The 24,755-nt window shown below is 72.8% G+C and carries 19 protein-coding genes and 1 pseudogene; 17 read left to right on the top strand and 3 right to left on the bottom strand.

Annotation, left to right across the window (positions count from 1 at the left end; all coding sequences use genetic code 11):
- The first annotated feature begins 428 nt into the window (after positions 1 to 428).
- On the top strand, positions 429 to 1,775 hold the full coding sequence (locus ACZ34W_RS09835) for a dicarboxylate/amino acid:cation symporter (RefSeq protein ID WP_465602978.1): 1,347 nt from the start codon (positions 429 to 431) through the stop codon (positions 1,773 to 1,775).
- A 112-nt stretch (positions 1,776 to 1,887) separates the two neighbouring features.
- Here the strand turns inward: ACZ34W_RS09835 and ACZ34W_RS09840 are convergent, their stop codons facing one another.
- Both ACZ34W_RS09840 and ACZ34W_RS09845 read right to left on the bottom strand, forming a co-directional pair.
- The gene (locus ACZ34W_RS09840; RefSeq protein WP_465602980.1) at positions 1,888 to 3,654 is read right to left on the bottom strand and encodes a DUF1906 domain-containing protein; all 1,767 of its coding nucleotides are present in this window, start codon (positions 3,652 to 3,654) and stop codon (positions 1,888 to 1,890) included.
- 612 nt (positions 3,655 to 4,266) lie between these two features.
- Positions 4,267 to 4,470: a cold-shock protein gene (locus ACZ34W_RS09845; protein ID WP_057227626.1), complete on the bottom strand. Its 204-nt coding sequence runs from the start codon at positions 4,468 to 4,470 to the stop codon at positions 4,267 to 4,269.
- A gap of 322 nt (positions 4,471 to 4,792) precedes the next feature.
- Between ACZ34W_RS09845 and ACZ34W_RS09850 the strand changes: the two genes are divergently transcribed.
- From ACZ34W_RS09850 to ACZ34W_RS09880, 7 genes are all read left to right on the top strand, one after another.
- Complete coding sequence (locus tag ACZ34W_RS09850) at positions 4,793 to 5,692, top strand: menaquinone biosynthetic enzyme MqnA/MqnD family protein (RefSeq protein WP_465602982.1); 900 nt, start codon at positions 4,793 to 4,795, stop codon at positions 5,690 to 5,692.
- 161 nt (positions 5,693 to 5,853) lie between these two features.
- Entirely contained in the window at positions 5,854 to 7,578 is a 1,725-nt protein-coding gene (locus ACZ34W_RS09855) for a serine/threonine-protein kinase (protein WP_465602984.1), read from the top strand.
- A 92-nt stretch (positions 7,579 to 7,670) separates the two neighbouring features.
- On the top strand, positions 7,671 to 8,894 hold the full coding sequence (gene mqnC, locus ACZ34W_RS09860) for a cyclic dehypoxanthinyl futalosine synthase (RefSeq protein ID WP_329489229.1): 1,224 nt from the start codon (positions 7,671 to 7,673) through the stop codon (positions 8,892 to 8,894).
- Between the two features lie 63 nt (positions 8,895 to 8,957).
- Entirely contained in the window at positions 8,958 to 9,638 is a 681-nt protein-coding gene (locus tag ACZ34W_RS09865; protein WP_465602986.1) for an amidohydrolase family protein, read from the top strand.
- Positions 9,639 to 9,869: 231 nt separating this feature from the next.
- A complete protein-coding gene (locus ACZ34W_RS09870) occupies positions 9,870 to 10,457 on the top strand; it encodes a hypothetical protein (protein ID WP_329489231.1) in 588 nt (195 codons plus the stop codon).
- Between the two features lie 123 nt (positions 10,458 to 10,580).
- Positions 10,581 to 11,276, top strand: a complete 696-nt coding sequence (locus ACZ34W_RS09875; protein WP_329489232.1) for a demethylmenaquinone methyltransferase — start codon at positions 10,581 to 10,583, stop codon at positions 11,274 to 11,276.
- A gap of 493 nt (positions 11,277 to 11,769) precedes the next feature.
- The gene (locus ACZ34W_RS09880) at positions 11,770 to 13,059 is read left to right on the top strand and encodes a geranylgeranyl reductase family protein (protein WP_465603085.1); all 1,290 of its coding nucleotides are present in this window, start codon (positions 11,770 to 11,772) and stop codon (positions 13,057 to 13,059) included.
- 84 nt (positions 13,060 to 13,143) lie between these two features.
- Here the strand turns inward: ACZ34W_RS09880 and ACZ34W_RS09885 are convergent, their stop codons facing one another.
- Positions 13,144 to 13,851, bottom strand: coding sequence for a peptidylprolyl isomerase (locus ACZ34W_RS09885; RefSeq protein WP_329489233.1), 708 nt, complete (start codon positions 13,849 to 13,851; stop codon positions 13,144 to 13,146).
- Positions 13,852 to 14,122: 271 nt separating this feature from the next.
- On the opposite strand from ACZ34W_RS09885, the gene ACZ34W_RS09890 reads away from it, so the two are divergent.
- From ACZ34W_RS09890 to nuoH, 9 genes and pseudogenes are all read left to right on the top strand, one after another.
- The gene (locus tag ACZ34W_RS09890) at positions 14,123 to 15,052 is read left to right on the top strand and encodes a DMT family transporter (RefSeq protein WP_465602989.1); all 930 of its coding nucleotides are present in this window, start codon (positions 14,123 to 14,125) and stop codon (positions 15,050 to 15,052) included.
- A gap of 556 nt (positions 15,053 to 15,608) precedes the next feature.
- The gene (locus tag ACZ34W_RS09895; RefSeq protein ID WP_014137597.1) at positions 15,609 to 15,968 is read left to right on the top strand and encodes an NADH-quinone oxidoreductase subunit A; all 360 of its coding nucleotides are present in this window, start codon (positions 15,609 to 15,611) and stop codon (positions 15,966 to 15,968) included.
- 116 nt (positions 15,969 to 16,084) lie between these two features.
- Positions 16,085 to 16,639, top strand: coding sequence for a NuoB/complex I 20 kDa subunit family protein (locus ACZ34W_RS09900; RefSeq protein ID WP_329489235.1), 555 nt, complete (start codon positions 16,085 to 16,087; stop codon positions 16,637 to 16,639).
- Positions 16,636 to 17,355, top strand: coding sequence for an NADH-quinone oxidoreductase subunit C (locus ACZ34W_RS09905; RefSeq protein WP_329489236.1), 720 nt, complete (start codon positions 16,636 to 16,638; stop codon positions 17,353 to 17,355). The genes ACZ34W_RS09900 and ACZ34W_RS09905 overlap by 4 nt, the downstream gene beginning before the upstream one ends.
- Complete coding sequence (locus tag ACZ34W_RS09910; RefSeq protein ID WP_329489237.1) at positions 17,355 to 18,710, top strand: NADH-quinone oxidoreductase subunit D; 1,356 nt, start codon at positions 17,355 to 17,357, stop codon at positions 18,708 to 18,710. Before ACZ34W_RS09905 ends, ACZ34W_RS09910 begins: the two co-directional genes overlap by 1 nt.
- Positions 18,707 to 19,447, top strand: coding sequence for an NADH-quinone oxidoreductase subunit NuoE (nuoE, locus tag ACZ34W_RS09915; RefSeq protein ID WP_329489238.1), 741 nt, complete (start codon positions 18,707 to 18,709; stop codon positions 19,445 to 19,447). Before ACZ34W_RS09910 ends, nuoE begins: the two co-directional genes overlap by 4 nt.
- Entirely contained in the window at positions 19,447 to 20,808 is a 1,362-nt protein-coding gene (gene nuoF / locus ACZ34W_RS09920) for an NADH-quinone oxidoreductase subunit NuoF (protein ID WP_465602993.1), read from the top strand. The genes nuoE and nuoF overlap by 1 nt, the downstream gene beginning before the upstream one ends.
- Positions 20,805 to 23,261, top strand: a pseudogene (locus ACZ34W_RS09925) (NADH-quinone oxidoreductase subunit G); the annotation flags it as partial. The gene nuoF and the pseudogene ACZ34W_RS09925, both read left to right, overlap by 4 nt.
- A gap of 149 nt (positions 23,262 to 23,410) precedes the next feature.
- The gene (gene nuoH / locus ACZ34W_RS09930; RefSeq protein ID WP_329489241.1) at positions 23,411 to 24,754 is read left to right on the top strand and encodes an NADH-quinone oxidoreductase subunit NuoH; all 1,344 of its coding nucleotides are present in this window, start codon (positions 23,411 to 23,413) and stop codon (positions 24,752 to 24,754) included.
- The last annotated feature ends 1 nt before the right edge of the window (position 24,755 follow it).

A 24,755-nucleotide genomic window follows, 5' to 3' on the forward strand; every position in this document is an offset into this window, starting at 1 on the left:
GGACGGTTCTCCGGGTCGGGGCAGGGGAGGGCGGGGACTCTCTCCAAGTTATACGTATAACTGCCAAGTGGTCAATCGGGCCCCTGGTGCGATCTGATGGTGCGTCAGCCTCGTTCGTGTCCGGATTCACCCTTGCGCGGGTCACATCTCAAACAAGTACTTTGAACATCTCAAACCTTTACTGCTAACGTATCGGCCATGACCACCTCAGGAGCAGCGCGGATGTACGGCTCGGGCCCGGTGCCCACGGCCGCCCGCGCGTGCTGCCTGACGGGTGCTGTGGACAGCGCGCGCCGTTGTCGTGCCATGAGCTGTATCCAGGCGGCACGCCCCTGACGGGGCCGCGTCCTCCCGTCCGGCCCACCCGCCGTGCCGCCTTCCCCGCCTCACCCCACCGTCAGCAACGCCCTCCCCGGAGCCGCACCGTCATGTCCACAGCGCCCGAGGCGACCTCGTCGCCGTCCGTGCTCGCCAGAATCCGCAAGACCCCGTTCTGGGTCCAGATCGTCGCCGGCCTCGTGCTCGGCGTCGGCCTCGGCTACCTGGCCCGCGCGGCCGACATCTCCTGGCTGGCCACCACCCTGGAGACGATCGGCAAGATCTTCGTCCAGCTGCTGAAGCTGGCCGTCCCGCCGCTGGTCCTCACCGCGATCGTGGTGTCGGTCGCCAACCTGCGCAACGTCACCAACGCGGCCCGGCTGGCCGCCCGGACGCTGCTCTGGTTCCTGATCACCTCGCTGATCGCCGTCGCGATCGGCCTCGGCCTGGGCCTGCTGACCAACCCGGGCCACGGCACCGACCTGAAGACCGAGGGCCTGAAGGCGCCGAAGTCCACCGGTAGCTGGATCGACTTCCTGACCGGCATCTTCCCGACCAACATCGTCACCGCCTTCACCGAGGTCGAGGTCCTGCAGATCGTCTTCCTGGCGGTCGTGACCGGCGCGGCGATCATCAAGCTGGGCAAGAAGGCCGAGCCCGTCCTCAAGCTCAGCGAGTCCGTCCTGGAGCTCGTGCAGACCGCCCTCTGGTGGGTCATCCGGCTCTCGCCGCTCGGCACCCTCGGCCTGATCGGCAAGTCCGTCGCCAAGTACGGCTGGGACCTGCTGAAGCCCTTCGCCACGCTGACCATCGACGTCTACGTCGGCTGCGCCCTGGTGCTGTTCGTGGTCTACTCCCTGCTGCTGAAGTTCGTCGGCGGCCTCAACCCGCTGAACTTCTTCAAGGGCGCCTGGCCGGCCATCCAGCTGGCCTTCGTCTCCCGCTCCTCGGTCGGCACCCTGCCGGTCACCCGCCGCGTCACCGAGCGCCTCGGCGTCCCGAGCGAGTACGCCTCGTTCGCCGTGCCGTTCGGCGCGACCACCAAGATGGACGGCTGCGCCGCGATCTACCCCTCGCTGGCCGCGATCTTCGTCGCCCAGGTCTACGGCATCGACCTCGGCATCAAGGACTACCTGCTGATCGCCTTCGTCTCGGTCATCGGCTCGGCCGCCACCGCGGGCCTCACCGGCGCGATCGTGATGCTGACCCTGACCCTCTCCACCCTGGGCCTGCCCCTGGAGGGCGTCGGCCTCCTCCTCGCCATCGACCCGATCCTCGATATGGTCCGCACGGCGACGAACGTCGCCGGTCAAGCGGTCGTGCCGGTCCTGGTGGCGGCCCGGGAGAAGACGCTGGACCTGGTCGCCTACAACAACCCGCACGGTGACCTGTACGACGACGCCCCCGCGGCGGCCGTCCCGGCGCAGGCCTCCGCGAAGGCCCCCGCCGCGGCCTGACAGCCGCGCCCGCAGCACAACGGGCCCTCTCCCCACGCCGGGGGAGAGGGCCCGTTGCCGTCGGTTCAGCGGGCGGACGGCCCGGCGGCCCGCCCGGGCGACGGCCGCCGGTTCACCAGCGGCCGGTGAGCGGGGTGTCGGTGGCCTCGCCGAAGCGGAGGCTGTAGAGCGGAGCGCCGGAGTCCTGGAACGCGCCGTAGAAGCTCGCCGCGCCCGGCCGGTAGATGCCGACCTTGTCGGTCCCGCTGCCGTTCCAGTCGCCCTTGACCGGGATGTCGCCGGTGTCGCCGAACAGGACCGTGTGGTCGACGCCGATCGACGTGTTGGAGTCGCTCAGGTAGAACCCGTGCGTGCTCGGCCGGAAGATGCCGATGGTGTCCTTGCCGTCGCCGTTCCAGTCGCCCACCATCGGGACGTCGCCGGTGTCGCCGAACGGGACCGAGAAGGTGACGTTGGCGTTGTCGTTGGTCAGGTAGAACGCCCGGTCGCCCGGCCGGTAGATGCCGATGGTGTCCTTGCCGTCGCCGTTCCAGTCCCCGACCAGCGGGATGTCGCCGGTGTCGCCGAACGGGACGGCGAGGGTGACGTTGGCGTTGTCGTTGGTCAGGTAGAACGCCCGGTCGCCCGGCCGGTAGATGCCGATGGTGTCCCGGCCCGGCCCGCTCCAGTGCCCGGTGAGCGGGATGTCGTTCGCCGAGCCGAACGGCGCGGCGTGGGTGAGGTTGCCGACGCTGTCGGCCAGCGCGAAGGTCTGGCTCGCGGGGCGGTAGATGCCGGTCTGGGTGGGCTTGCCGGTCGGCCTGGTGGTGACCTGGACGTCGAGGTAGTCCCGGTCGATGCCGATCGTGACGCCGCCCCAGGTCTCGGTGGCGTTGCCGTCGTACTGGTGGGCCCGCTGGTGCCCGGCCCAGGCGGTGCTCGGGAGCGCGGGGTCGGCGGTGTCCGCGACACCGTTCCAGCGCGCGGTGAACAGCGCGTCGGGCATGGCGTAGCCCTTGCCGCTCGCGGCCGTGGCGACCAGGTCCGCCATGCCGGTGGCGGCACTGCTGTAGAGGCCCGAGTTGTAGCCCAGCGCGTGGAGTTCGGTCGTCCAGGCGGAGAGGAACGGCTGGACCACGCCGGAGTAGGCCGCGACGTTGTAGGACTCCATGTCGTAGTACAGGACGCTCCCGGGGCCGAGCCCGAGGGCGGCGGCCTGCGCCACGGCGTCGTCGGCCGCGGCGGTGCCCTGCGCGGCCGGCGTGGTGATCCGCGATGCCTGGGCACCGACGTACACCGGCAGGAAGCGCCAGCCGGCGGTGTACTGCTGCTGCATCCAGGCGGCCGTCAGGTTGGGCTGGGCGCAGGCCCGGGCCGCTCCGCCGATGTAGATGCCGACGGCCTGGTAGGGCGAGTCGGCGCGCCAGGCGCTCATCGCGGCGGAGTCGGGTGCGGTGCAGGCGTCGAAGCCCTTTCCGGTGTACCTGGTCGCGTCGGCCGGCAGCGCGGGCGCGGCGGCCGTGGTCGCGGCGGCGGACCCGGTGGCGGGCGCTCCCGCGGCCGGCGCCGCCGCGGCCGGGCCCGGCTTCCGCGCCGGGCCGGCCGGGAACCCGGCCGAGGCGAGGATCGTCCGGACCAGCGCCTGGTCGTCGCCGTACACGCCGGTGGCCGTGACGCCCGGGGCGGTGGCGCGGACCTCGCGGTCGATCTCCGACACGGTCGTGGCGGACGGGGCGCCCTCGGCGCCGGGCTCCAGGAGCAGCGCCTCGGTCCGGCCCACCAGGTGGGCGGGGCAGTCCTGCCGGGCCCCCGGCGTGCCGAGGTAGACGGCGTGCTGGTCGAAGCGCACGCAGGCCGTCGGATCGGCCGTCAGGTCGATCACGGGCCAGTCGGCCGGCACCGTGAACGTGTGTCCGAGGTAGGAGACGTTCTTGCCGGGGGCCGGCGAGGTGCCGGGCGCGGCCTGCGCCGGTCCCAGAGCCGCGACGGACAGGACCGCCGTCGCGCCGAGGGCGGTGAGTATTCGGCGGCGGGCGCCGGAATGGGTGGTGATGACGTTCTCCCTGGGGAAACGGCCCCGGCGGTGCCGGGGCTCACGGCTGTGCCGCGCGCCCGGGCACCGGTGACCGGGCCGGGAGGCGGCAGCACAGCATAGGGATCACGTCTGACAGTCCGACAACAGCTTTACGTTCCAGGCGGTGTCGCCACGAGCGGTGCCGGTCGGGCGCCGGAGCCCGCCGTCCCGGGGCGGGCCGTCGGTCACGCCGTCGGTCACGCCGTCGACCGGCGGCGGAGCAGGGGCGGGCGGGGCCGGGAGAGGGTCGGAGGGGCCGCGGCCGCCGGGAGTGGGCACCTGTGCGGGGTTCCGCGAGACCGGCGCCGGGCCGGGAAAGGCAGGGGGCCCGGCAGCTGGCCGGGCCCCCTTGGGTACTGCTCTTGTGCTCATGATGACGGCCGCGGGGGCCGTCTGCGGACCCGAGGGGTCCCGAGCGATCAGGTCATCAGAGGATGATCAGATAGCGGTAACGTTCTCCGCCTGCGGGCCCTTCGGACCCTGGGTGACGTCGAAGCTGACCGCCTGGTTCTCCTCCAGCGAGCGGAAACCGTTCGCGTTGATGGCGGAGTAGTGGACGAAGACGTCGGGGCCGCCGCCCTCCTGGGCGATGAAGCCGAAGCCCTTCTCAGCGTTGAACCACTTGACGGTTCCCTGAGCCATGCCGTTCTCCTTGCGAGGGACGTATTGGGGGCCACACCGTGTGGCACCCGGTCCGCTGCGCTGATCGCCCTGCCTCCGGACGGGTCCGGAGTTTTTCGATATTGCTGAAAAACTACAAAAAGCCTGCGGTTACATGCTCCGCAGGCTTCAAGTACTGCAAGGGGAATCAAACTGCAACTGAGGGCAACGCTAGCATGCGGTCGCGGTGACGACCAGGGGTGACTTACGGGCCGGACAAGGCGTGTCGCAAGGCCGGTGCGGGGCTTCCGGAAGGGCGGGCATACCCTGCCTGGAGGCCCACGAACAGCAAGGGAGCGGCGCAGTGGCGGTACCGGATGCGGAAACGCACGAGCCCCGGCAGAACCCCCCGGTCAGGCCGCGGGTCGGACACATTCAGTTCCTGAACTGCGTACCCCTCTACTGGGGGCTGGCCAGGACGGGCAATCTGCTCGATCTCGACCTCACCAAGGACACTCCGGAGAAGCTCAGCGACCAGCTGGTCGGCGGCTCCCTCGACATCGGCCCGATCACCTGCGTCGAGTACCTGCGGCACGCGGACGAGCTGCTGGTCCTGCCCGACATCGCGGTCGGCAGCGACGGACCGGTGATGTCCTGCGTGATCGTCAGCAAGGTCCCGCTGGCCGACCTGGACGGCCGCCGGGTCGCCCTCGGCTCCACCAGCCGGACGTCGGTGCGGCTGGCCCGGCTGCTGCTGGAGGAGCGCGAGGGGGTGCGGCCGGAGTACTTCAGCTGCCCGCCCGACCTGGACGCGATGCTCGCCGAGGCCGACGCCGCCGTGCTGATCGGCGACCCGGCGCTGCGGGCCTACCTGGGACAGGCTGCCGACCAGGGCCTGACCGTGCACGACCTCGGCGCGATGTGGAAGGAGTGGACCGGTCTCCCCTTCGTCTTCGCCGTCTGGGCCGCCCGCCGCGACTTCGCCGACCGCAGCCCCGAGCTGACGGCGGCCGTGCACCGGGCCTTCCTGGAGTCCCGCGACCTCTCGCTGGTCGAGGCCGGCGCGGTGGCCGAGCACGCGGCCCGCTGGGAGGAGTTCGACGCCGGGGTGCTGGAGCGCTACTTCAGCGAGGCGCTGGACTTCTCGCTCGGCGAGCGGCAGCTGGCCGGCATGGCCGAGTTCGCCCGCCGGGTCGCCCCGGACAGCGGCTTCGCCCCGGACGTCTCGGTCCGGCTGCTGGAGCCGGCACCGGCGGTGGTCTGACCCCGCCGGGGAGGTCCGACCGCGGGGGAAGGGGTGCACCGGTCCTTCCGCGCCACCCCTCCCGCCCCGCGCGGCCCGGTAGCGTCTGCACGCGAGATCCGTGCGGTCGGCGGTGCCTGGAGGGCGCCGGCGGCGCCGGGCGGTCGAGGGGAGCGTGCGGGATGCAGGCACTGGGGGCGGACGACCCGCGACAGGTCGGCGGGTACCGGCTGCTGCGGCGCCTCGGCGCGGGCGGGATGGGCCGGGTCTACCTCGGCCGGACGGCCGGCGGCCGCACGGTGGCCGTCAAGCTGGTCCGCGGCGAGCTCGCGGAGGACGCCGAGTTCCGGGCGCGGTTCCGGCAGGAGGTCGCCGCCGCCCGCCGGGTCGGCGGCGCCTGGACGGCGCCCGTCCTGGACGCCGACACCGAGGGCGAGCACCCCTGGGTGGCCACCGGCTACGTGGCCGGTCCCGCGCTCGGCACCGCCGTCCGGGACTTCGGCCCGCTGCCCGAACAGGCCGTACGGACCCTCGGAGTCGGGCTCGCCGAGGCGCTGGGCCATGTCCACGGCCTCGGACTGGTGCACCGGGACGTCAAGCCCTCCAACGTCCTGCTGACGCTGGACGGGCCGCGCCTGATCGACTTCGGCATCGCCCGCGCGCTGGACGCGACCAGCGGCTTCACGCAGTCCGGCTACGTGGTCGGCTCGCCCGGCTTCATGTCGCCCGAACAGGCGAACGGGCAGCCGGCCGGGCCGCCGAGCGACGTCTTCTCGCTGGGCGCGGTGCTGGCCTTCGCGGCCACCGGGGTGCAGCCCTTCGGTGAGGGGGTGAGCGTGGCGGTGCTGCTCTACCGGGTGCTGCACGAGGAGCCGGACCTCTCCGGGCTGGCCGGGCCGCTGCGCCCGATCGTGCTGGACTGCCTGGCCAAGGACCCGGCCGCCCGCCCGGCCCCGTGGCAGCTCCGGGAGCGGCTGGACGCCGACGGCGCGGCCACCGTACGGCTCGGGCGGGGCGGCTGGCTGCCGCCCGCGCTGGCGGCGGGGGTCGGCCGCAGCGCGGTCGAACTGCTCGACCTGGAGGGGGAGGTGGAGGCCGGGGGAGCCGCCGCCCCGCGGGGCCCGGCCGCGGCGCCGGACCTGCCGGGCGGCCGGACCCCGACCGACCGGGTGCAGCTCGGCGGCGGGCCGGTCGGTCACCCGCAGGCCGGTCACCCGCAGGCCGGCCACCGGTCGTACGACGATCCGCCCCGCGACGCCGTGCCGCAGGACCGGGCGCCGACCGGGCCGGAGCGGCCGGGGCACCGGGTGCGGAACGCGGCGCTGGTCGCGGTGGCCGTCCTCCTGCTGCTCTCGGCCGGCGGCTACGGCGCCTACCGGGGCTTCCGGGGCGAGGCGGCGGTGGAGCACCCGCCCACCGACGGGCCGACGGTCACGTCCTCGTTCAGCTGGTCGGCCAGTTCGACCTCCACCACCTCCTCGTCCACGACCTCCTCCTCCACCACGCTGCCGCCCGGCCCGGTGCCGCCGGGCACCGGCGGCCCGAGCGTCGTGCCGGCCGGCTTCCTCGGCACCTGGCGCGGGGAGATGACCACCGACAAGGGGCTGCCCGCCGGTACCACCACGCTGGTGATCGGCCCGGCCGCGGTCGGGCAGGAGAACACCACCAGCCGCAACGCCGTCACCGGGCTGATCTCGGTCAGCTGCGAGGGCGCCTGGACGCTGGACTCGGCGTCCGAGGGGAAGCTGGTGTTCACCTCCCGGCTGGTCCGCTCCTCGCTGCCGGGGGCGTGCAGCGGCGGCTCCAACGCGGAGACGCTCACCCTGCAGAAGGACGGCACGATCCGGTTCTCCTCCGCCGATCCGGCGGCCGGGAACCCGACCGGGACGATGCGGAAAGCGGCCTGACGCCGACGCGCGAAAGCGCTGGCGTAGGCTGGTTCGGCCGTACCCGGAAGCACTGAAACGCACAGCAGTACCGAGAGAGAGAAGGCCGCCAGGTGTCCGAGCTCGCAGCGACCACCCTCGATGCGCCCAGCACCGACCTGCAGGCCGTGCTCGACCGGGCGGCCGGCGGTGGCCGGATCAGCCCGGAGGAGGCCCTGGAGCTGTACCGCTCGGCGCCCCTGCACGCGCTCGGCTCGGCGGCCGACGCGGTGCGCCGCCGCCGCTACGCCGGTACCGAGCACATCGCGACGTACATCATCGAGCGGAACATCAACTACACCAACGTCTGCGTGACGGCGTGCAAGTTCTGCGCCTTCTACGTGCCGCCGAAGAGCGACAAGGGCTGGTCCCGCGACCTCGACGAGATCCTGCGCCGCTGCGCGGAGACGGTCGAGCTGGGCGGCACCCAGATCATGTTCCAGGGCGGCCACCACCCGGACTACGGCGTGGAGTACTACGAGCGCGCCTTCGCGGCGATCAAGGCGGACTTCCCGCAGCTGGTGATCCACTCGCTGGGAGCCTCCGAGGTCGACCACATGGCCCGGCTCTCCGGGGTGTCGGTCGAGGAGGCCATCACCCGGATCCACAAGGCGGGCCTGGACTCCTTCGCGGGCGCCGGCGCCGAGCTGCTGCCGGCCCGGCCGCGCAAGGCGATCGCACCGCTCAAGGAGTCCGGCGAGCGCTGGCTGGAGATCATGGAGGCCGCGCACGGCCTGGGCGTGGAGTCCACCTCCACCATGCTGATGGGCACCGGCGAGACCAACGCCGAGCGGATCGAGCACCTGCGGATGATCCGCGACGTGCAGGACCGCACCGGCGGGTTCCGCGCCTTCATCCCGTACACCTACCAGCCGCAGAACAACCACCTCAAGGGCTCCACCCAGGCGACCGTCTTCGAGTACCTGCGGATGATCGCGATCGCCCGGCTGTTCCTCGACAACGTCGCGCACATCCAGGGCTCCTGGCTGACCACCGGCAAGGAGGCCGGCCAGCTGTCCCTGCACTACGGCGCGGACGACCTCGGCTCGGTCATGCTGGAGGAGAACGTGGTCTCGGCGGCCGGCGCCAAGCACCGGTCCAACCTCACCGAGCTGATCCACCTGATCCGGGCCGCCGACCGCGTCCCGGCCCAGCGCTCGACCACCTACGAGCACCTGCGGGTGCTGGACGACCCGGCCAACGACCCGGTCGACCCGCGGGTCGCCTCGCACATCGCCTCCACGGCGATCGCGGGCGGCACCGCGCACCCCGAGCTGAAGATCCTCGACAACGGCTGACGCCGGCGTCCGGGGCGCCCGCCGCAGGGGCGCCCCCGCCGGCCCCGCAACGGTGACCTCGCCATGCTGACGCTGCACCGGGCCGCCCTCGTGCTGCCCGACCCCGCCGACCCCACCGCCCCGTCCGTCGCCGACGGGGCGGTGCTGGTGCACGGCGAACTGATCGCCGCCCTGGGCCGCCACGCCGAGCTGGCCGCCGCCCACCCCCGGGCCCGGCTGCGCGACTGGGGCGACGCCCTGCTCACCCCCGGGCTGCGCAACCCGTACGGGCACTGGCTGCTGGAGAGCGCGTACCACCCGGACCCGCGCGAGGAGCTCGGGGACGCGCCGGTGCCCGGTGGACTGCTGGGGGAGGCCGACGAGGCGCGCTGCGGCGCGAGCGCCCGGCGCGGGCTGCAGCGGATGCTCGGCTCCGGGGTGACGGCGGTGGCCGGCCCGTTCGAGCGGGCTGCGGTGCGGACGGCGGTGGCCCGGTCCGGGCTGGCCGCGCTGCCCGGTCCGGCCGGTCCCCCCGGTGCGGAGGGGCCGCTGGACCCGCTCGCCGTGCTGCCGCTCGCGGCTGCGGTGCACGGGCGGCTGGCCGTGGGCGGGCGGGCCGACTTCGCGGTGTTCGCGCCGGCCGGCGCCGCCGGTGCCGGTGCGTCCGGTGCCGGTGCCTCCGACGGCGCTCGCGGGCCGGCCCCGCGGCCGGCCGGCTGCCTGGCGACGGTCCTGGCCGGGCGGTTGGTGTACCGCCGACGCTGAGCCCCGGCTACTCGCGGGTAGCCGGACTCCCGTGCGACGTACGGTCGTTCCTTCGTGTGCCGCCGAACTGCGGTGTCGGCCATATTGTCTGATTCACCCTTCGCCGTGACCTGAGGGCCCGCCAGCGGATACGATCCCGGCAGCTCAGTCCGCACCCTCACCACGCACCACCCGTCCCCGCGGGTGGCGGGGCCCCGTCCCAGGCCCCGAAGGCTAGCCAGGACAGGAACCATGCGATCCGCGACCGTCCCCCCGCCGCGCTTCCCGCGGTTGGGCCGTGGCTGGTACCTCACCGCCGTGCTCAGTGCCGTGCTGGCCGTCGGCATGTGCCTGCTCGGCTGGCGCCAGACCGAGCAGGCCGACCGGATCGGCGCGCACCCGGTGAGAGTGGACGGCGTCGTCACCCAGATGCCCTCGGGCGGCGGCTCCTACAGCACCGTCAGCTACCGGGCCGCCGGCCAGCAGCACACCGCCGCCGCGCTGCCGCTGGCGGACGGCGCCAAGGTCGGTGACGCGGTCTGCCTGGAGCACGCCGCCGACGACCCGGGCGCGGTCCGGATCTGCGGCGCCACCTACCCGCAGCCGGTCGGCGTCGGACTGGCCCGGTTCAGCGTGCCGGTGGCCGTCGTGCTCTTCCTGGTCTGCGTGCTGAGGATCCGCCGGCACCGCCGGGCGGTCGCCATCCGCAGCGGCACCGGGCGGTTCGCGACCACCGTGGCGCTGGCGACCGGCGCGCTGGCCGAGGGGATGCCCGCGATAACGCAGGGCAAGCGCTCGCGCCGCAGGCGGCGTTCGGGTGGCCGGCGCGGCCTGCACTGAGGCCGCGCGCCCTCCGGGGCACGCCCCGGGCCGGGGCGGTGACGGGCCGCGCGGAGCGCCCGCGACGGGCGGGCGGCGTGCCCCCTTGCCGAACCCGCCGGTGGCAGGGTGAACAATGGGGGCGTGACCCGAGCCTCTCTGGACAAGCAGCCGCACGAAGTCGCCGCCATGTTCGACGACGTCGCGGCCAAGTACGACCGCACCAACGACGTGCTTTCCCTCGGCCAGGCCCGTGCCTGGCGCCGGGCGGTGGCCGAGGCGGTGGCCGCCGGTCCGGGCGACGTCGTGCTCGACCTCGGGGCCGGTACCGGCACCTCCTCGTTGCCCTTCGCCGAGGCGGGCGCCACGGTCGTCCCGTGCGACTTCTCGGTCGGCATGCTCGCGGAGGGCAAGCGCCGCCACCCCGAACTGCCGCTCACCGCGGGGGACGCGACCAGGCTGCCGTTCGCCGACGGCACCTTCGACTCGGTGACGATCTCCTTCGCGCTGCGCAACGTGCAGGACACCGACGCGGCGCTGAGCGAGATGTTCCGGGTCACCAAGCCCGGCGGCAAGCTGGTGATCTGCGAGTTCTCGACGCCGACCTGGACGCCGCTGCGGACGGTCTACACCGAGTACCTGATGCGCGCGCTGCCGCCGGTGGCCACCGCGGTCAGCAGCAACCCGGACGCCTACGTCTACCTCGCCGAGTCCATCCGGGAGTGGCCGGACCAGCCGGAGCTGGCCGCGAAGCTCCAGGAGGCCGGCTGGTCCAAGGTCGCCTGGCGCAACCTGACCGGCGGGATCGTCGCCCTGCACCGGGCGTACAAGGTCTCCTAGGGCCCGGTCCGACGGTCCGCGCGCTGGTGCGGCGCGAACGGTCGGACCGGCCACGGCCTGGGCCGCTCGATGGTGGTGGCCGGGCTCCGCACGGCTCGATCGGCACCTCCCTCGCCAGTGCCGTCATCGGTGCGGTGCTCGCGCGCACGGCGGTCCCCTTCGGGCCGGCGCAGGTGCCCTCGCTCGGCGGCTTCCGGGCGAGGTTCGCGATCGGTGCCGGGGCGGCGGCGCTCGGGGTGCTGGTCATCGCCTTCACCCCGCGCCGGCGGCGGGAGGCGGCGCCGGTGGTGCTCACGGTGGTGCCGGACGGCGCCGGCGCGGACCGCGGGGACACCACCGGGGACACCACCGGCGTCAGCCGCGCGCGGCTGACGCCGCGGACGCCGTCCTCGGACCCCGGCCCGGGGGCGGCAACTAGACTGCCGGGGTCAACGCCTCCGTCCCCAGCCGTAGCTCCAGGAGAGTGCCCACCGTGTCCGAGACCGCAGCCGACCTGACGAAGCCGGACAGCCCCGTGGAGAGCACCGCGGACGTCATCGTGGTCGGCGCGGGCCCGGCCGGCGCCACCACCGCGTACTACCTCGCCCAGGCCGGGCTGGACGTGCTGCTGCTGGAGAAGACGTCGTTCCCCCGCGAGAAGGTCTGCGGCGACGGTCTGACGCCCCGTGCCACCAAGCAGCTGGTCGACATGGGGATCGACGTGTCGACCGGGAACGGCTGGCTGCACAACAAGGGCCTGCGGATCATCGGCGGCGGGGTCCGGCTGGAGCTGGACTGGCCGGAGCTGTCCGCGTTCCCCGACTACGGGCTGGTCCGCAAGCGCGCCGACTTCGACGAGCTGCTCGCCCGTCAGGCGGAGAAGGCCGGCGCCCGGCTGTACGAGCGGTGCAACGTCAGCGGCCCGGTGCTGGACGACCGGACCGGCCGGATCGTCGGCGTCACCGCCCGGCTCGCCGACGAGAAGCGTGCGGTGACCTTCCGCGCCCCGCTGGTCGTCGCGGCCGACGGCAATTCCACCCGGCTCTCGCTGGCCATGGGCCTGCACCGCCGGGAGGACCGTCCGATGGGCGTCGCCTACCGGACGTACTTCAACTCCCCGCGCCACGACGACGACTACCTGGAGTCCTGGCTGGAGCTGTGGGACACCCGCGCCGGGGAGCGCAAGCTGCTGCCCGGCTACGGCTGGATCTTCGGCATGGGCGACGGCACCTCCAACGTCGGCCTCGGCATCCTCAACTCCTCGCCCGCTTTCGGCGAGCTGGACTGGCGCGACGTGCTCAAGGCCTGGTGCGCGAGCATGCCGGCGGAGTGGGGCTACACCCCCGAGAACATGACCGACCCGATCCGCGGCGCCGCCCTGCCGATGGCCTTCAACCGGCAGCCGCACTACACCCGCGGCCTGCTGCTGGTCGGTGACGCGGGCGGCATGGTCAACCCGTTCAACGGCGAGGGCATCGCCTACGCGATGGAATCCGGCCAGATCGCGGCCGGCGTCATCGTCCAGGCCAACGCCCGGGTGACGGAGGGCGGCCGCGAGCGCGCCCTCCAGGCGTACCCGCGCATCCTCAAGGACGTCTACGGCGGCTACTACACCCTCGGCCGCGCCTTCGTGAAGCTCATCGGCAACCCCAAGGTGATGCAGCTCGCCACCCAGCGCGGCCTGACCCACCCGATGCTGATGAAGTTCGTGCTCAAGATGCTGGCCAACCTGACCGACCCGCAGGGCGGCGACGCCATGGACCGCATCATCAACGGCCTCGCCCGGGTCGCCCCGAACGCCTGATCCGCCGCCGCCCGGAGCTCCGGGCGGCCCCGGGGGCGCTCCCGTACGGTTCCGGTGACGCCGGCCGCCGTACGGGAGCGGGGTTCAGCGGGCGCTGATCCGCACGTTCCGGAACTTCACCGGGAGGGTCGGGAAGCCGTCGCCGGGGCCGTTCTGGTCGTCCTCGCCGCCCGCCGCGATCTTCTGCAGGACGTCCAGGCCGGCGGTCACCCGGCCGAACGGGGTGTAGGCGGGGGAGAGCTTGGTGTCCTTCCAGACGATGAAGAACTGGCTGCCGTTGGTGTTCGGCCCGGCGTTGGCCATGGCCACGGTGCCGGCGGGGTAGGTGGCACCGGTGAGGTTCTCGTCGGGGAACGAGTAGCCCGGGCCGCCGCTGCCGGTACCGGTCGGGTCGCCGCACTGCAGGACGAAGATCCGCTGGGTGGTGAGCCGGTGGCAGTGGCTCTTGTCGAAGTAGTCGTGCTCGGCGAGGAAGCGGAACGAGAACGTCGTGCAGGGCGCCTCGGCGGTCAGGGCCCGGAAGGTGATCGCGCCCTGGCCGGTCTTCAGGGTCGCCTGGTAGGGCTTGGCGGCCTTCTTGGCGTCGAAGACCGGGATGCCCTTGAAGTTGTCGGCGGGCACGGCCGGGGTGTACGCGCAGCCGGGGGCCGCGGGCGGGGCCGGCGCGGGGTCCGCCGCGGCGGTGCCGGTGGTCGCGGCCAGCAGGAGGACGGTGGCGGCGGCGGGCAGCGCCCAGTGCTTGCGCCTCATGTGACGGGCCTTCCGGGGGGTGGTGGACGGCTGGATTGTCATGGCGACATCATCCATGGCCGGGCGGGGATCCGGTAGACGTCGGGGGCCGGTGGTGGGCGGTGGGTGGCAGGGGCGGGTGGCGCCCCCGTCGCCGTGGGCGTCCGGATGGGAGGAGTGCGCCGAAAGCCGTTGATCGCGGGCGGGGCGGTGCGCGAGGATGGCGGACCTTGGCGCGGGTCCGTCCGAGCGGGCCCGCGGTGCTCCGAGATCCGTCCGACGTCGTACGGGAGTCTCCTCGTCCGCCCCGTTCGCCTTCGGAGAGGTCCCGCCCATGCGCCCGTCACCCGCCCTGCTCCGTGATGTACCCGTGCTGCTGGTGGCGGTGGTGTGGGGGTCGAGCTTCCTCGCGGTGCAGCAGGTGGCCGGGCCGGGGACGGTGGTGGCGATGCTGGTGCTGCGCTTCGGGCTGGTGCTGCCGCTGCTGGGGGTCCTCGCCCGGCGGGCGCTGCGGGGGATGGGCCGGGCCGAGTGGCTGGGCGGGGCGGTGCTGGGCCTGGTGCTCGGCGGGGTCTTCCTGCTGGAGACCTACGGCGCGGTGCACACCTCCGCGACCAACGCCGGGCTGATCATCAGCCTCACGATGGTCTTCACCCCGCTCGCGGAGAGCGCGCTCACCCGGACACCGCTGCCGCGGGCCTTCCTCGCGGCGGCCGGGCTGGCCGTGCTGGGCGTCGCCCTGCTCACCGGCGGCGGCGGGCTGAAGGCGCCCACCTCCGGTGACCTGCTGGTGCTCGGCGCCGCCGTGGTGCGGACGGCGCACGTCCTGGCGATGTCCCGGGTCCGGGCCATCCGGAACACCGACAACCTGGGTCTCACCTGGGTCCAACTCGCCACCGCCACGGTGGTGTTCGCCCTCGCCGCGCCGTTCGCCGGGCCGCTGCCGTGGACCGTCGCCGCCTCGTACGGGCCGACCGAGTGGGCCTGGCTGCTGCATCTGGCGCTGCTCTGCACGCTGTTCGCCTTCCTGGTGCAGATGTGGGCGGTCCGGGCCACCTCGCCGTCCCGGGTCAGCCTGCTGCTCGGCACCGAGCCGCTCTGGGCCGCCGTCTTCGGGATCGCCCTGGCCGGCAACCACTTGGGCCCGGTGGCGCTGGTCGGCGGCGCGATCGTCCTGGTCGCCACCGAGTGGGGGCGCCGCACCGCCGTCGGCGCCGCGCGGCCCGAACCCCGGCCGGTGGAGCCGGCCCCGGCGTCGGTCTGACCGACCGCCCGCGACCGCCCGGCGTCGGTCTGACCGACCGCCCGCGACCGCCCGGCGTCACAGCCCTGTGTGACGGCCCTGGGCGGCAGTTCGTCGAGCCTTGGTCCCGGGTCGTGGAAACGGACGCTCGCGCGCTTGTGAACGAAGGGTCAAGCGGGCGTTCGGAGCCCCGCCACCCCTGCGGGTGAGACGCTATAACACGTCAACATGACGCCCGGAAATTTGCTCTGGGCGCTGCGTAGTTGATATAGGAGCGAAGCTCTGACCTGCCAGTTCGCAGATGAATGCGACGTGTTGTGACCATTTGACTGCTTTGCGTCGACAACTCTGGTCATGTTCACTTTCGGCAGCATTCCAGGGGTGGCGTAGATCACAAAGATCGCCCTGAACTGCGTGTCGCAGATCACAAGCCGACGGGCATAGGATGCGCTCGTTCCAGGCTTTGTGAACTGCCTCACATGGGGTGGATCTCGGGAACTGGAACGCGGGCCACCACAGCGTGACCCGGCGGTTCCGATCTGCAGTCAAGGACGACTGGACGGAGGGAGCGGGGGCTATGAATGCCTACGCGCCGATCCTCGTACTCGGTGCCATCGCGGCGGCGTTCGCGGTCGGCTCCGTCGTGATGGCCTCACTGACCGGGCCCAAGCGGTACAACCGGGCCAAGTTGGAGGCGTACGAGTGCGGCATCGAGCCGACCCCGCAGCCCGTGGGCGGCGGTCGGTTCCCGATCAAGTACTACCTGACGGCGATGCTCTTCATCGTCTTCGACATCGAGATCGTCTTCCTTTATCCGTGGGCGGTGAGCTTCGACGCCCTGGGGATCTTCGGGCTGGTCGAGATGCTCCTGTTCATCGCCACCGTCTTCGTCGCCTACGCCTACGTCTGGCGCCGCGGCGGTCTGGAGTGGGACTGAGGGCGGGGCGGCCGCTGACTTTGTGAACGGGCGGACAAGCCCGGGCGCGTGCAGAGGCCCGAACCAGCGCACGGACCACCGGACTTGAGGGCACTGAGGGCATTGAGAGGGATCTGATGGGAATCGAGGAGAAGCTGCCGAGCGGCTTTCTGCTCACGAGTGTGGAGACGGCCGCGGGCTGGGTGCGCAAGGCGTCGCTCTTCCCGGCCACCTTCGGACTCGCCTGCTGCGCGATCGAGATGATGACCACCGGGGCCGGCCGCTACGACCTGGCCCGGTTCGGGATGGAGGTCTTCCGGGGCTCCCCCCGGCAGGCCGACCTGATGATCGTGGCAGGCCGGGTGAGCCAGAAGATGGCGCCGGTGCTGCGCCAGGTGTACGACCAGATGCCCAACCCGAAGTGGGTCATCTCGATGGGGGTCTGCGCCTCCTCGGGCGGGATGTTCAACAACTACGCGATCGTGCAGGGCGTCGACCACATCGTCCCGGTGGACATCTACCTCCCCGGGTGTCCGCCCCGCCCGGAGATGCTGCTGGACGCCATCCTGAAGCTCCACGACAAGATCCAGCACGAGCCGCTGGGCGCGAACCGGCGCCGGGCCGAGGAGCTGGGCGAGGCACTGGCCCTCACGGCCACCCCGGTGAGCGAGATGCGGGGGCAGCTGCGATGAGCGACCAGGTACCCGGAACCCGCAGCGACCCGGAGCAGCCGCGCCGGGAGATCCCCGTCGAGGTGGTCGGCCGGCGCCAGGGCATGTTCGGCGCCCAGGGCAGCGGCGACACCTCCGGCTTCGGCGGGCTCAACACCACGGTCGTCCTGCCGTCCGCGAGCGAACGCCCCTACGGCGGCTGGTTCGACGAGGTCGCGGACGAGCTGGAGGGCGCGCTGGAGGAGCAGGGCCTCGACCCGGCGGACGTGATCGAGAAGACCGTCGTCGACCGCGCCGAGCTCACCTTCCACATCGCCCGCGAACACCTGCTGCGGACGGTGCGCATCCTGCGCGACGACCCCGCGCTCCGCTTCGAGCTCTGCCTCGGCGTGAGCGGCGTGCACCACCCCGGCGACCGGGGGCGGGAACTGCACGCGGTCTACCACCTGCGGTCGATCACCCACGGCCGGCTGATCAGGGTGGAGGTCAGCGCGCCGGACGCCGATCCGCGGATCCCGTCGGTGGTCACCGTCTACCCGACCAACGACTGGCACGAGCGCGAGGCCTACGACTTCTTCGGCCTGGTCTTCGAGGGCCACCCCGCGCTCACCCGGATCATGATGCCGGACGACTGGCTGGGCCACCCGCAGCGCAAGGACTACCCGCTCGGCGGCATCCCCGTCGAGTACAAGGGCGCCCAGATCCCGGCACCCGACCAGCGGAGGTCGTACAGCTGATGAGTACTCGGCACTACGAAGAGGCGGCGGCCGGCGAGGCCGCCCACGCCGGCGCCCGCGAGACCACCGAGGGCCGGGTCTTCACCGTCACCGGGGGCGACTGGGGCGAGGTGGTCGAAGCCGTCGGCCGGGCCGACGACGAACGCATCATCGTCAACATGGGCCCCCAACACCCCTCCACCCACGGGGTGCTGCGGCTGATCCTGGAGATCGACGGCGAGACGGTGAAGGAGGCCCGCTGCGGCATCGGCTACCTCCACACCGGCATCGAGAAGAACATGGAGTTCCGCAGCTGGGTCCAGGGCACCACCTTCGTGACCCGGATGGACTACCTGACGCCGCTGTTCAACGAGACCGCGTACTGCCTCGCGGTCGAGAAGCTGCTCGGCATCACCGACGACGTCCCGGACCGGGCCAGCGTCATCCGCGTCCTGATGATGGAGCTCAACCGGATCTCCTCGCACCTGGTCTGCCTGGCCACCGGCGGCATGGAGATCGGCTCCACCACGCTGATGATCTACGGCTTCCGGGACCGCGAACTCATCCTGGACGTCTTCGAGCTGGTCACCGGCCTGCGGATGAACCACGCGTACGTCCGCCCCGGCGGCCTCGCCCAGGACCTCCCGCCCGGCGCCGTCGACCAGATCCACGAGGCGGTGAAGACCCTCCGCTCGCGGATGCACGAGTACGACAAGCTCGCCACCGGCAACCCGGTGTTCAAGGCCCGGCTGGTCGACGTCGGCTTCCTCGACCTGGCCGGCTGCCTGGCCCTCGGCGCCACCGGCCCGATCCTGCGCGCCACCGGCCTGCCGAACGACCTGCGCAAGAGCGACCCGTACTGCGGCTACGAGGACTACGACTTCGAGGTCGCGACCGCCGACAGCGCCGACTCCTACGGCCGGTTCCTGATCCGGCTGGAGGAGATGCGCCAGTCGCTGCGGATCGTCGAGCAGTGCCTGGAGCGGCTGCGCCCCGGCCCGGTCATGGTGGCCGACAAGAAGATCGCCTGGCCGGCCCAGCTGGCCGTCGGCCCGGACGGCATGGGCAACTCGCTCGACCACATCCGCAAGATCATGGGCACCTCGATGGAAGCCCTGATCCACCACTTCAAGCTGGTCACCGAGGGCTTCCGGGTCCCGGCCGGCCAGGCGTACACGGCGGTCGAGTCGCCCAAGGGCGAGCTGGGCGTGCACGTGGTCAGCGACGGCGGCACGCGCCCGTACCGGGTGCACTTCCGGGACCCGTCGTTCACCAATCTGCAGTCGATGGCGGCGATGTGCGAGGGCGGCCAGGTCGCCGACGTGATCGTCGCGGTGGCCGGGATCGACCCGGTGATGGGAGGCGTGGACCGGTGACAGACGTCCAGTTGGGGATGCCGGCACTGCCGGCCAGGCCGTACCCCGAGGAGGTGCGTGCCCGCCTCGCCGCCGACGCGGAGGAGCTGATCGGCCGCTACCCGGTGGCCCGGTCCGCACTGCTGCCGCTGCTGCACCTGGTGCAGGCCGAGGAGGGCTTCGTCAGCACGACCGGCATCCGGTTCTGCGCCGAGCAGTTGGACCTCACCACCGCCGAGGTCACCGCCGTCGCGACCTTCTACACCATGTACCGGCGCCGGCCGGCCGGGAAGTACCACGTCGGGGTCTGCACCAACACCCTGTGCGCGGTGCTCGGCGGCGACCAGATCTTCGACGAGCTCCAGCAGCACCTCGGGGTCGGCAACAACGAGACCACCGAGGACGGCGAGATCTCGATCGAGCACATCGAGTGCAACGCCGCCTGCGACTACGCCCCCGTGGTGATGGTGAACTGGGAGTTCTTCGACGACCAGACCCCGGAGAGCGCCCGTCGGCTGGTCGACGACCTGCGGGCCGGCCGGGAGGTCCACCCCACCCGCGGCGCCCGGCTCTGCAGCTTCAAGGAGTCCGCCCGCATCCTGGCCGGCTTCCCCGACGAGCGCCCCGGCGCCGTCGACGAGTCCGGTGCCGGCGGCGCGCCCTCGCTGGCCGGCCTGCGCCTCGCCAAGGGCGAGGCCCTGCCCGGGACCGGTGGCACCCGGGTCGTCTCGCCCCGTCACGAAGGGACCGAAGCGTGATGACCTCCGCCGAGCCGGCCGAGAAGTTGCTCACCCCCGTGCTCTCCGCGTCCTGGGACGACAGCCGCCCCTGGACGCTCGCCACCTACCGCCGCCACGCGGGGTACGAGGGGCTGAAGGCCGCCCTCGCGATGCCCCCGGACGACGTGATCGCGCTGGTCAAGGACTCCGGGCTGCGCGGTCGCGGCGGCGCCGGCTTCCCCACCGGCATGAAGTGGCAGTTCATCCCGCAGAACGACGGCAAGCCGCACTACCTGGTGGTCAACGCGGACGAGTCCGAGCCGGGTACCTGCAAGGACATCCCGCTGCTGTTCGCCAACCCGCACGCGCTGATCGAGGGCATGATCATCGCCTCCTACGCGATCCGCTGCGACCACGCGTTCATCTACCTGCGCGGCGAGGTCGTCCCGGTGCTGCGCCGGCTCCAGGCCGCGGTCGCCGAGGCGTACGGGGCCGGGCTGCTCGGCAAGAACATCCTGGGCTCCGGCACCGACCTCGACATCACCGTGCACGCCGGCGCCGGCGCCTACATCTGCGGCGAGGAGACGGCCCTGCTGGACTCGCTGGAGGGGCGCCGCGGCCAGCCCCGGCTGCGCCCGCCGTTCCCGGCGATCGCCGGCCTCTACGCCTGCCCGACGGTGGTCAACAACGTCGAGTCGATCGCCTCGGTGCCGCCGATCCTGGCCCGCGGCAAGGAGTGGTTCAAGAGCCTGGGCACCGAGAAGTCCCCCGGCTTCACGCTCTACTCGCTCTCCGGTCACGTCACCAACCCCGGCCAGTACGAGGCCCCGCTCGGCGTCACGCTGCGCCAGCTGCTGGAGATCAGCGGCGGCGTCCGGACCGGGCACCGGCTGAAGTTCTGGACCCCGGGCGGCTCCTCCACCCCGATGTTCACCGACGAGCACCTCGACGTCCCGCTCGACTACGAGGGCGTCGGCGCGGCCGGCTCGATGCTCGGCACCAAGGCCCTCCAGGTCTTCGACGAGACCACCTGCGTGGTCCGGGCCGTCACCCGCTGGACGGAGTTCTACGCCCACGAGTCCTGCGGAAAGTGCACGCCCTGCCGCGAGGGGACGTACTGGCTCGTCCAACTGCTCAAGCGGATCGAGGCCGGCGGGGGCGTCGACGGCGACCTGGAGAAGCTGCTCGACATCGCCGACAACATCAACGGCAAGTCCTTCTGCGCGCTGGGGGACGGCGCGGCCAGCCCGATCGTCTCCTCGCTCCAGCACTTCCGGGCCGAGTACGAGCAGCACCTGGCCGAGCGCCGCTGCCCGTTCGACCCGGCCGCCTCCACCGTCTGGGCCGACGGCCCCCGCCCCGGCCACCAGTCCGCCACCGAAAGGGAGGTGCACGCGTGACGATCACAGAACCAGCCACCTCCAAGGCCGCGGTCGACCTGGTCACGCTCACCATCGACGGCATCGAAGTGCAGGTCCCCAAGGGGACGTTGGTGATCCGGGCGGCCGAGCAGATCGGCACCCAGATCCCGCGCTTCTGCGACCACCCGCTGCTCGACCCGGCCGGCGCCTGCCGGCAGTGCATCGTCGAGATCGAGGGGCAGCGCAAGCCCGTCGCCTCCTGCACCATCCCGGTCGCCGAGGGCATGGTGGTCCGCACGCAGGTCAGCTCGCCGGTCGCCGAGAAGGCCCAGCGCGGCGTGATGGAACTGCTGCTGATCAACCACCCGCTGGACTGCCCGGTCTGCGACAAGGGCGGCGAGTGCCCGCTGCAGAACCAGGCGATGTCCACCGGGGACACCGACTCCCGCTTCGAGGGGATGAAGCGGACGTACCAGAAGCCGGTGCCGATCAGCACCCAGGTGCTGCTGGACCGCGAACGCTGCGTGCTCTGCGCCCGCTGCACCCGCTTCTCGCAGCAGATCGCCGGGGACCCCTTCATCGACCTGGTCGAGCGCGGCGCCCTCCAGCAGGTCGGCACCGGCGCGGGGGACGACTTCGAGTCGTACTTCTCCGGCAACACCATCCAGATCTGCCCGGTCGGCGCGCTCACCTCGGCGGCTTATCGTTTCCGCTCGCGCCCGTTCGACCTGGTCTCCTCGCCGAGCGTCTGCGAGCACTGCTCCTCCGGCTGCGCGCAGCGCACCGACCACCGGCGCGGCAAGGTGCTGCGGCGCCTCGCCGGCGAGGACCCGGCGGTCAACGAGGAGTGGAACTGCGACAAGGGCCGGTTCGCCTTCCGCTACGCGCAGCAGCGCGACCGGCTCGCCACCCCGCTGGTCCGCGACCCGGCGACGGGCGAACTCGTCGCCGCCTCCTGGCCGGAGGCGCTGGCCCGGGCCGCCGAGGGGCTGCGCGGCGCCCGCGCCGGAGTGCTCACCGGCGGCCGGGTCACCGTCGAGGACGCCTACGCCTACGCCAAGTTCGCCCGGGTGGTGCTCGGCACCAACGACGTGGACTTCCGGGCCCGCCCGCACAGCGGCGAGGAAGCGGACTTCCTGGCCGCCGCCGTCGCCGGCCGGGGCACCGACCTCGGCCCGGGCGGCGTCGACTACGAGCAACTGGAGGCCGCCCCGGCGGTGCTGCTCGCGGGCTTCGAGCCCGAGGAGGAGTCGCCGATCGTCTTCCTGCGGCTGCGCAAGGCCACCCGGGCCACCGGCCTCAAGGTGTTCTCGATCGCCGCCTACGGCTCCCGGGGCCTGGGCAAGCTGCGCGGCGCCCTGCTGCCGGCCGCCCCCGGCACCGAGGCCGAGTGGCTCGGCGCCCTCGCCGCCGACGAGCCGCTGAACGACGACGCGGGCCGCGCCGCCGAACTGCTCCGCACCCCCGGCGCCGTCATCCTGGCCGGCGAGCGGCTGGCCGCCGCCCCCGGCGCGCTGACCGCCGCGCTGCGCCTCGCGCACGCCACCGGCGCCCGGCTCGCCTGGATCCCGCGCCGGGCCGGCGAACGCGGCGCCGTCGAGGCCGGCGCGCTGCCCGGGCTGCTGCCCGGCGGCCGCCCGGTCGCCGCCCCGGCCGCCCGGGCCGAGGCCGCCGCCGCCTGGGGCGTGGCCGAACTCCCCGCCCGGCTCGGCCGGGACACCGACCAGATCCTCGCGGCCGCAGCCCACGGCGACCTGGACGCGCTGCTGGTCGGCGGCGTCGACCCGGACGACCTGCCGGACCCGGTGCTCGCCGAGGAGGCGCTGGCCACCGCGCGGTTCGTGGTCTCGCTGGAGCTGCGCCCGTCCGCCGTCACCGCCGTGGCCGACGTCGTCCTGCCGGTCGCCGCGGTGGCCGAGAAGGCCGGGACCTTCCTGGACTGGGAGGGCCGGGTGCGGATGTTCGAGGCCGCGCTCAAGCCCGACCAGCAGATGGGCCGGCACCTGTACCCGGACCTGCGGGTGCTGAACATGCTGGCGGACGCGCTGGGCCACCGGCTGGGCCTGCCCGACGTCCGGGCCGCCCGGTTGGAGCTGGACCGCTTCGAGCCGTGGACCGGCGACCACCCGGCCGCCCCCGCCGCGCACCCCGGACTGCTGCCCCGGCCGGCCACCGGCCAGGCGGTGCTCGCCGGCTGGCGCCAGCTGCTGGACAACGGCTCGCTCCAGCAGGGCGACCCGCACCTGGCCGGCACCCGGCACCCGGCGGTCGCCCGGATCTCACCGGCCACCGCCGAGGAGGTCGGCGCTACCGGGGTGCCCGCCGCGGCGCTGCGCCCGGCCCTGCGGCTGACCGGCCCGGCCGGGTCGCTCACCCTGCCGCTGGAGATCACCAAGGACATCCCGGACCGGACGGTCTGGATCCCGCTCAACTCCACCCCGGGCGGCGCCCACCGCGCCCTGGGCACCGGCGTGGGCCACCTGGTCACGATCGCGGCCGACACGATCGCCGTCGCCACCGCGGACGCCACCCCGGACGCCGGTGCCGACGCCGGTGCGGAGCCCCCGGCGACCACCGGCGCGGCGACGGCCGGCACCCCGACCACCGCCCCGACCGCCCCGACCGCCGAGGGGGAGCACCGATGAACCTCGCCGCGTACGAGACCCTGGGCTTCTTCGGCCGCGACCCCTGGTGGCTGGTCCTGCTCAAGGCCGTCTTCTGCTTCGCGTTCCTGGTCGGCACGGTGCTGATCGCGATCGTCTGGGAGCGCAAGGTGGTGGCCTGGATGCAGCTGCGCATCGGCCCCAACCGGCACGGCCCCTGGGGCATGCTGCAGTCGCTCGCCGACGGCGTGAAGCTGGCGCTCAAGGAAGACCTGGTGGTCAAGGGCGCCGACAAGGTGGTCTACATCCTGGCCCCGATCGTCTGCGCCATCCCCGCGTTCATGGCCTTCGCGGTGATCCCCTTCGGCCCGGCCGGCGACGAGGTGTCGGTCTTCGGCACCCGGACCCCGCTGCAGCTGACGGACTTCCCGGTGGCGCTGCTGTACATCCTGGCCACCGCCTCGGTGGGGATCTACGGCATCGTGCTGGCCGGCTGGTCCTCCGGCTCGACCTACCCGCTGCTCGGCGGGCTGCGCTCCTCGGCCCAGATGATCAGCTACGAGATCGCGATGGGCCTGTCCTTCGCGGCGGTGTTCATCTACTCGGGGTCGATGTCCACCTCGGAGATCGTCTCCTCGCAGCAGCCGACCTGGTTCGCGGTGCTGCTGCCGGTCTCCTTCATCGTCTACATCATCGCCATGGTCGGCGAGACCAACCGGGCGCCGTTCGACCTCCCGGAGGCCGAGGGCGAGCTGGTCGGCGGCTTCAACACCGAGTACTCCTCGCTGAAGTTCGCGATGTTCATGCTGGCCGAGTACGTCAACATGGTCACCGTCTCGGCCGTCGCCTCCACGCTCTTCCTGGGCGGCTGGCGGGCGCCCTGGCCGGTCTCCACCTTCTGGGAGGGGGCCAACCACGGCTGGTGGCCGATGCTCTGGATCACGCTGAAGATCCAGCTGCTGCTCTTCTTCTTCATCTGGCTGCGCGGCACGCTGCCCCGGCTTCGCTACGACCAGTTCATGAAGCTCGGCTGGAAGGTCCTGATCCCGGTCTCGCTGGTCTGGCTGGTCATGGTGGCCAGCGTCCGGGCGCTGCGCAACGAGGGCTACGACTTCGGCGAGGTGGTGCTGTACGTCGGTGCGCCGGCCGGCGCCGTCCTGCTGCTGGCCCTGCTCCGGGACACCCTGAAGAAGGGGCCCGAACCGGCCGGCCCGGAGGCCGAGGGCGCGCCGCCCGGCGGCGAGTTCGACCCGATGGCCGGCGGCTACCCGGTGCCCCCGCTGCCCGGCCAGCAGCTCCCGCCGGTCCCGCGCCGGCCCAGCCGCGCCCCGAAGCAACTCCAGGACGCCCTCAACGGGTCCGACCATTCCGAAGGGAGCTGAC

This window comes from Kitasatospora sp. NPDC022856, assembly GCF_055561235.1.

What these genes read in the sequence shown, in the direction of transcription:
- ACZ34W_RS09890 (WP_465602989.1), top strand. Translation starts at nt 14,123, where the DNA reads ATGCGCCCGTCACCCGCCCTGCTCCGTGATGTACCCGTGCTGCTGGTG.
- ACZ34W_RS09895 (WP_014137597.1), top strand. Translation starts at nt 15,609, where the DNA reads ATGAATGCCTACGCGCCGATCCTCGTACTCGGTGCCATCGCGGCGGCG.
- ACZ34W_RS09845 (WP_057227626.1), bottom strand. Translation starts at nt 4,470, where the DNA reads ATGGCTCAGGGAACCGTCAAGTGGTTCAACGCTGAGAAGGGCTTCGGC.
- ACZ34W_RS09870 (WP_329489231.1), top strand. Translation starts at nt 9,870, where the DNA reads ATGCGATCCGCGACCGTCCCCCCGCCGCGCTTCCCGCGGTTGGGCCGT.
- ACZ34W_RS09905 (WP_329489236.1), top strand. Translation starts at nt 16,636, where the DNA reads ATGAGCGACCAGGTACCCGGAACCCGCAGCGACCCGGAGCAGCCGCGC.
- ACZ34W_RS09910 (WP_329489237.1), top strand. Translation starts at nt 17,355, where the DNA reads ATGAGTACTCGGCACTACGAAGAGGCGGCGGCCGGCGAGGCCGCCCAC.
- ACZ34W_RS09865 (WP_465602986.1), top strand. Translation starts at nt 8,958, where the DNA reads ATGCTGACGCTGCACCGGGCCGCCCTCGTGCTGCCCGACCCCGCCGAC.
- ACZ34W_RS09900 (WP_329489235.1), top strand. Translation starts at nt 16,085, where the DNA reads ATGGGAATCGAGGAGAAGCTGCCGAGCGGCTTTCTGCTCACGAGTGTG.
- ACZ34W_RS09885 (WP_329489233.1), bottom strand. Translation starts at nt 13,851, where the DNA reads ATGACAATCCAGCCGTCCACCACCCCCCGGAAGGCCCGTCACATGAGG.
- nuoH (WP_329489241.1), top strand. Translation starts at nt 23,411, where the DNA reads ATGAACCTCGCCGCGTACGAGACCCTGGGCTTCTTCGGCCGCGACCCC.
- ACZ34W_RS09835 (WP_465602978.1), top strand. Translation starts at nt 429, where the DNA reads ATGTCCACAGCGCCCGAGGCGACCTCGTCGCCGTCCGTGCTCGCCAGA.
- nuoF (WP_465602993.1), top strand. Translation starts at nt 19,447, where the DNA reads ATGACCTCCGCCGAGCCGGCCGAGAAGTTGCTCACCCCCGTGCTCTCC.
- ACZ34W_RS09855 (WP_465602984.1), top strand. Translation starts at nt 5,854, where the DNA reads ATGCAGGCACTGGGGGCGGACGACCCGCGACAGGTCGGCGGGTACCGG.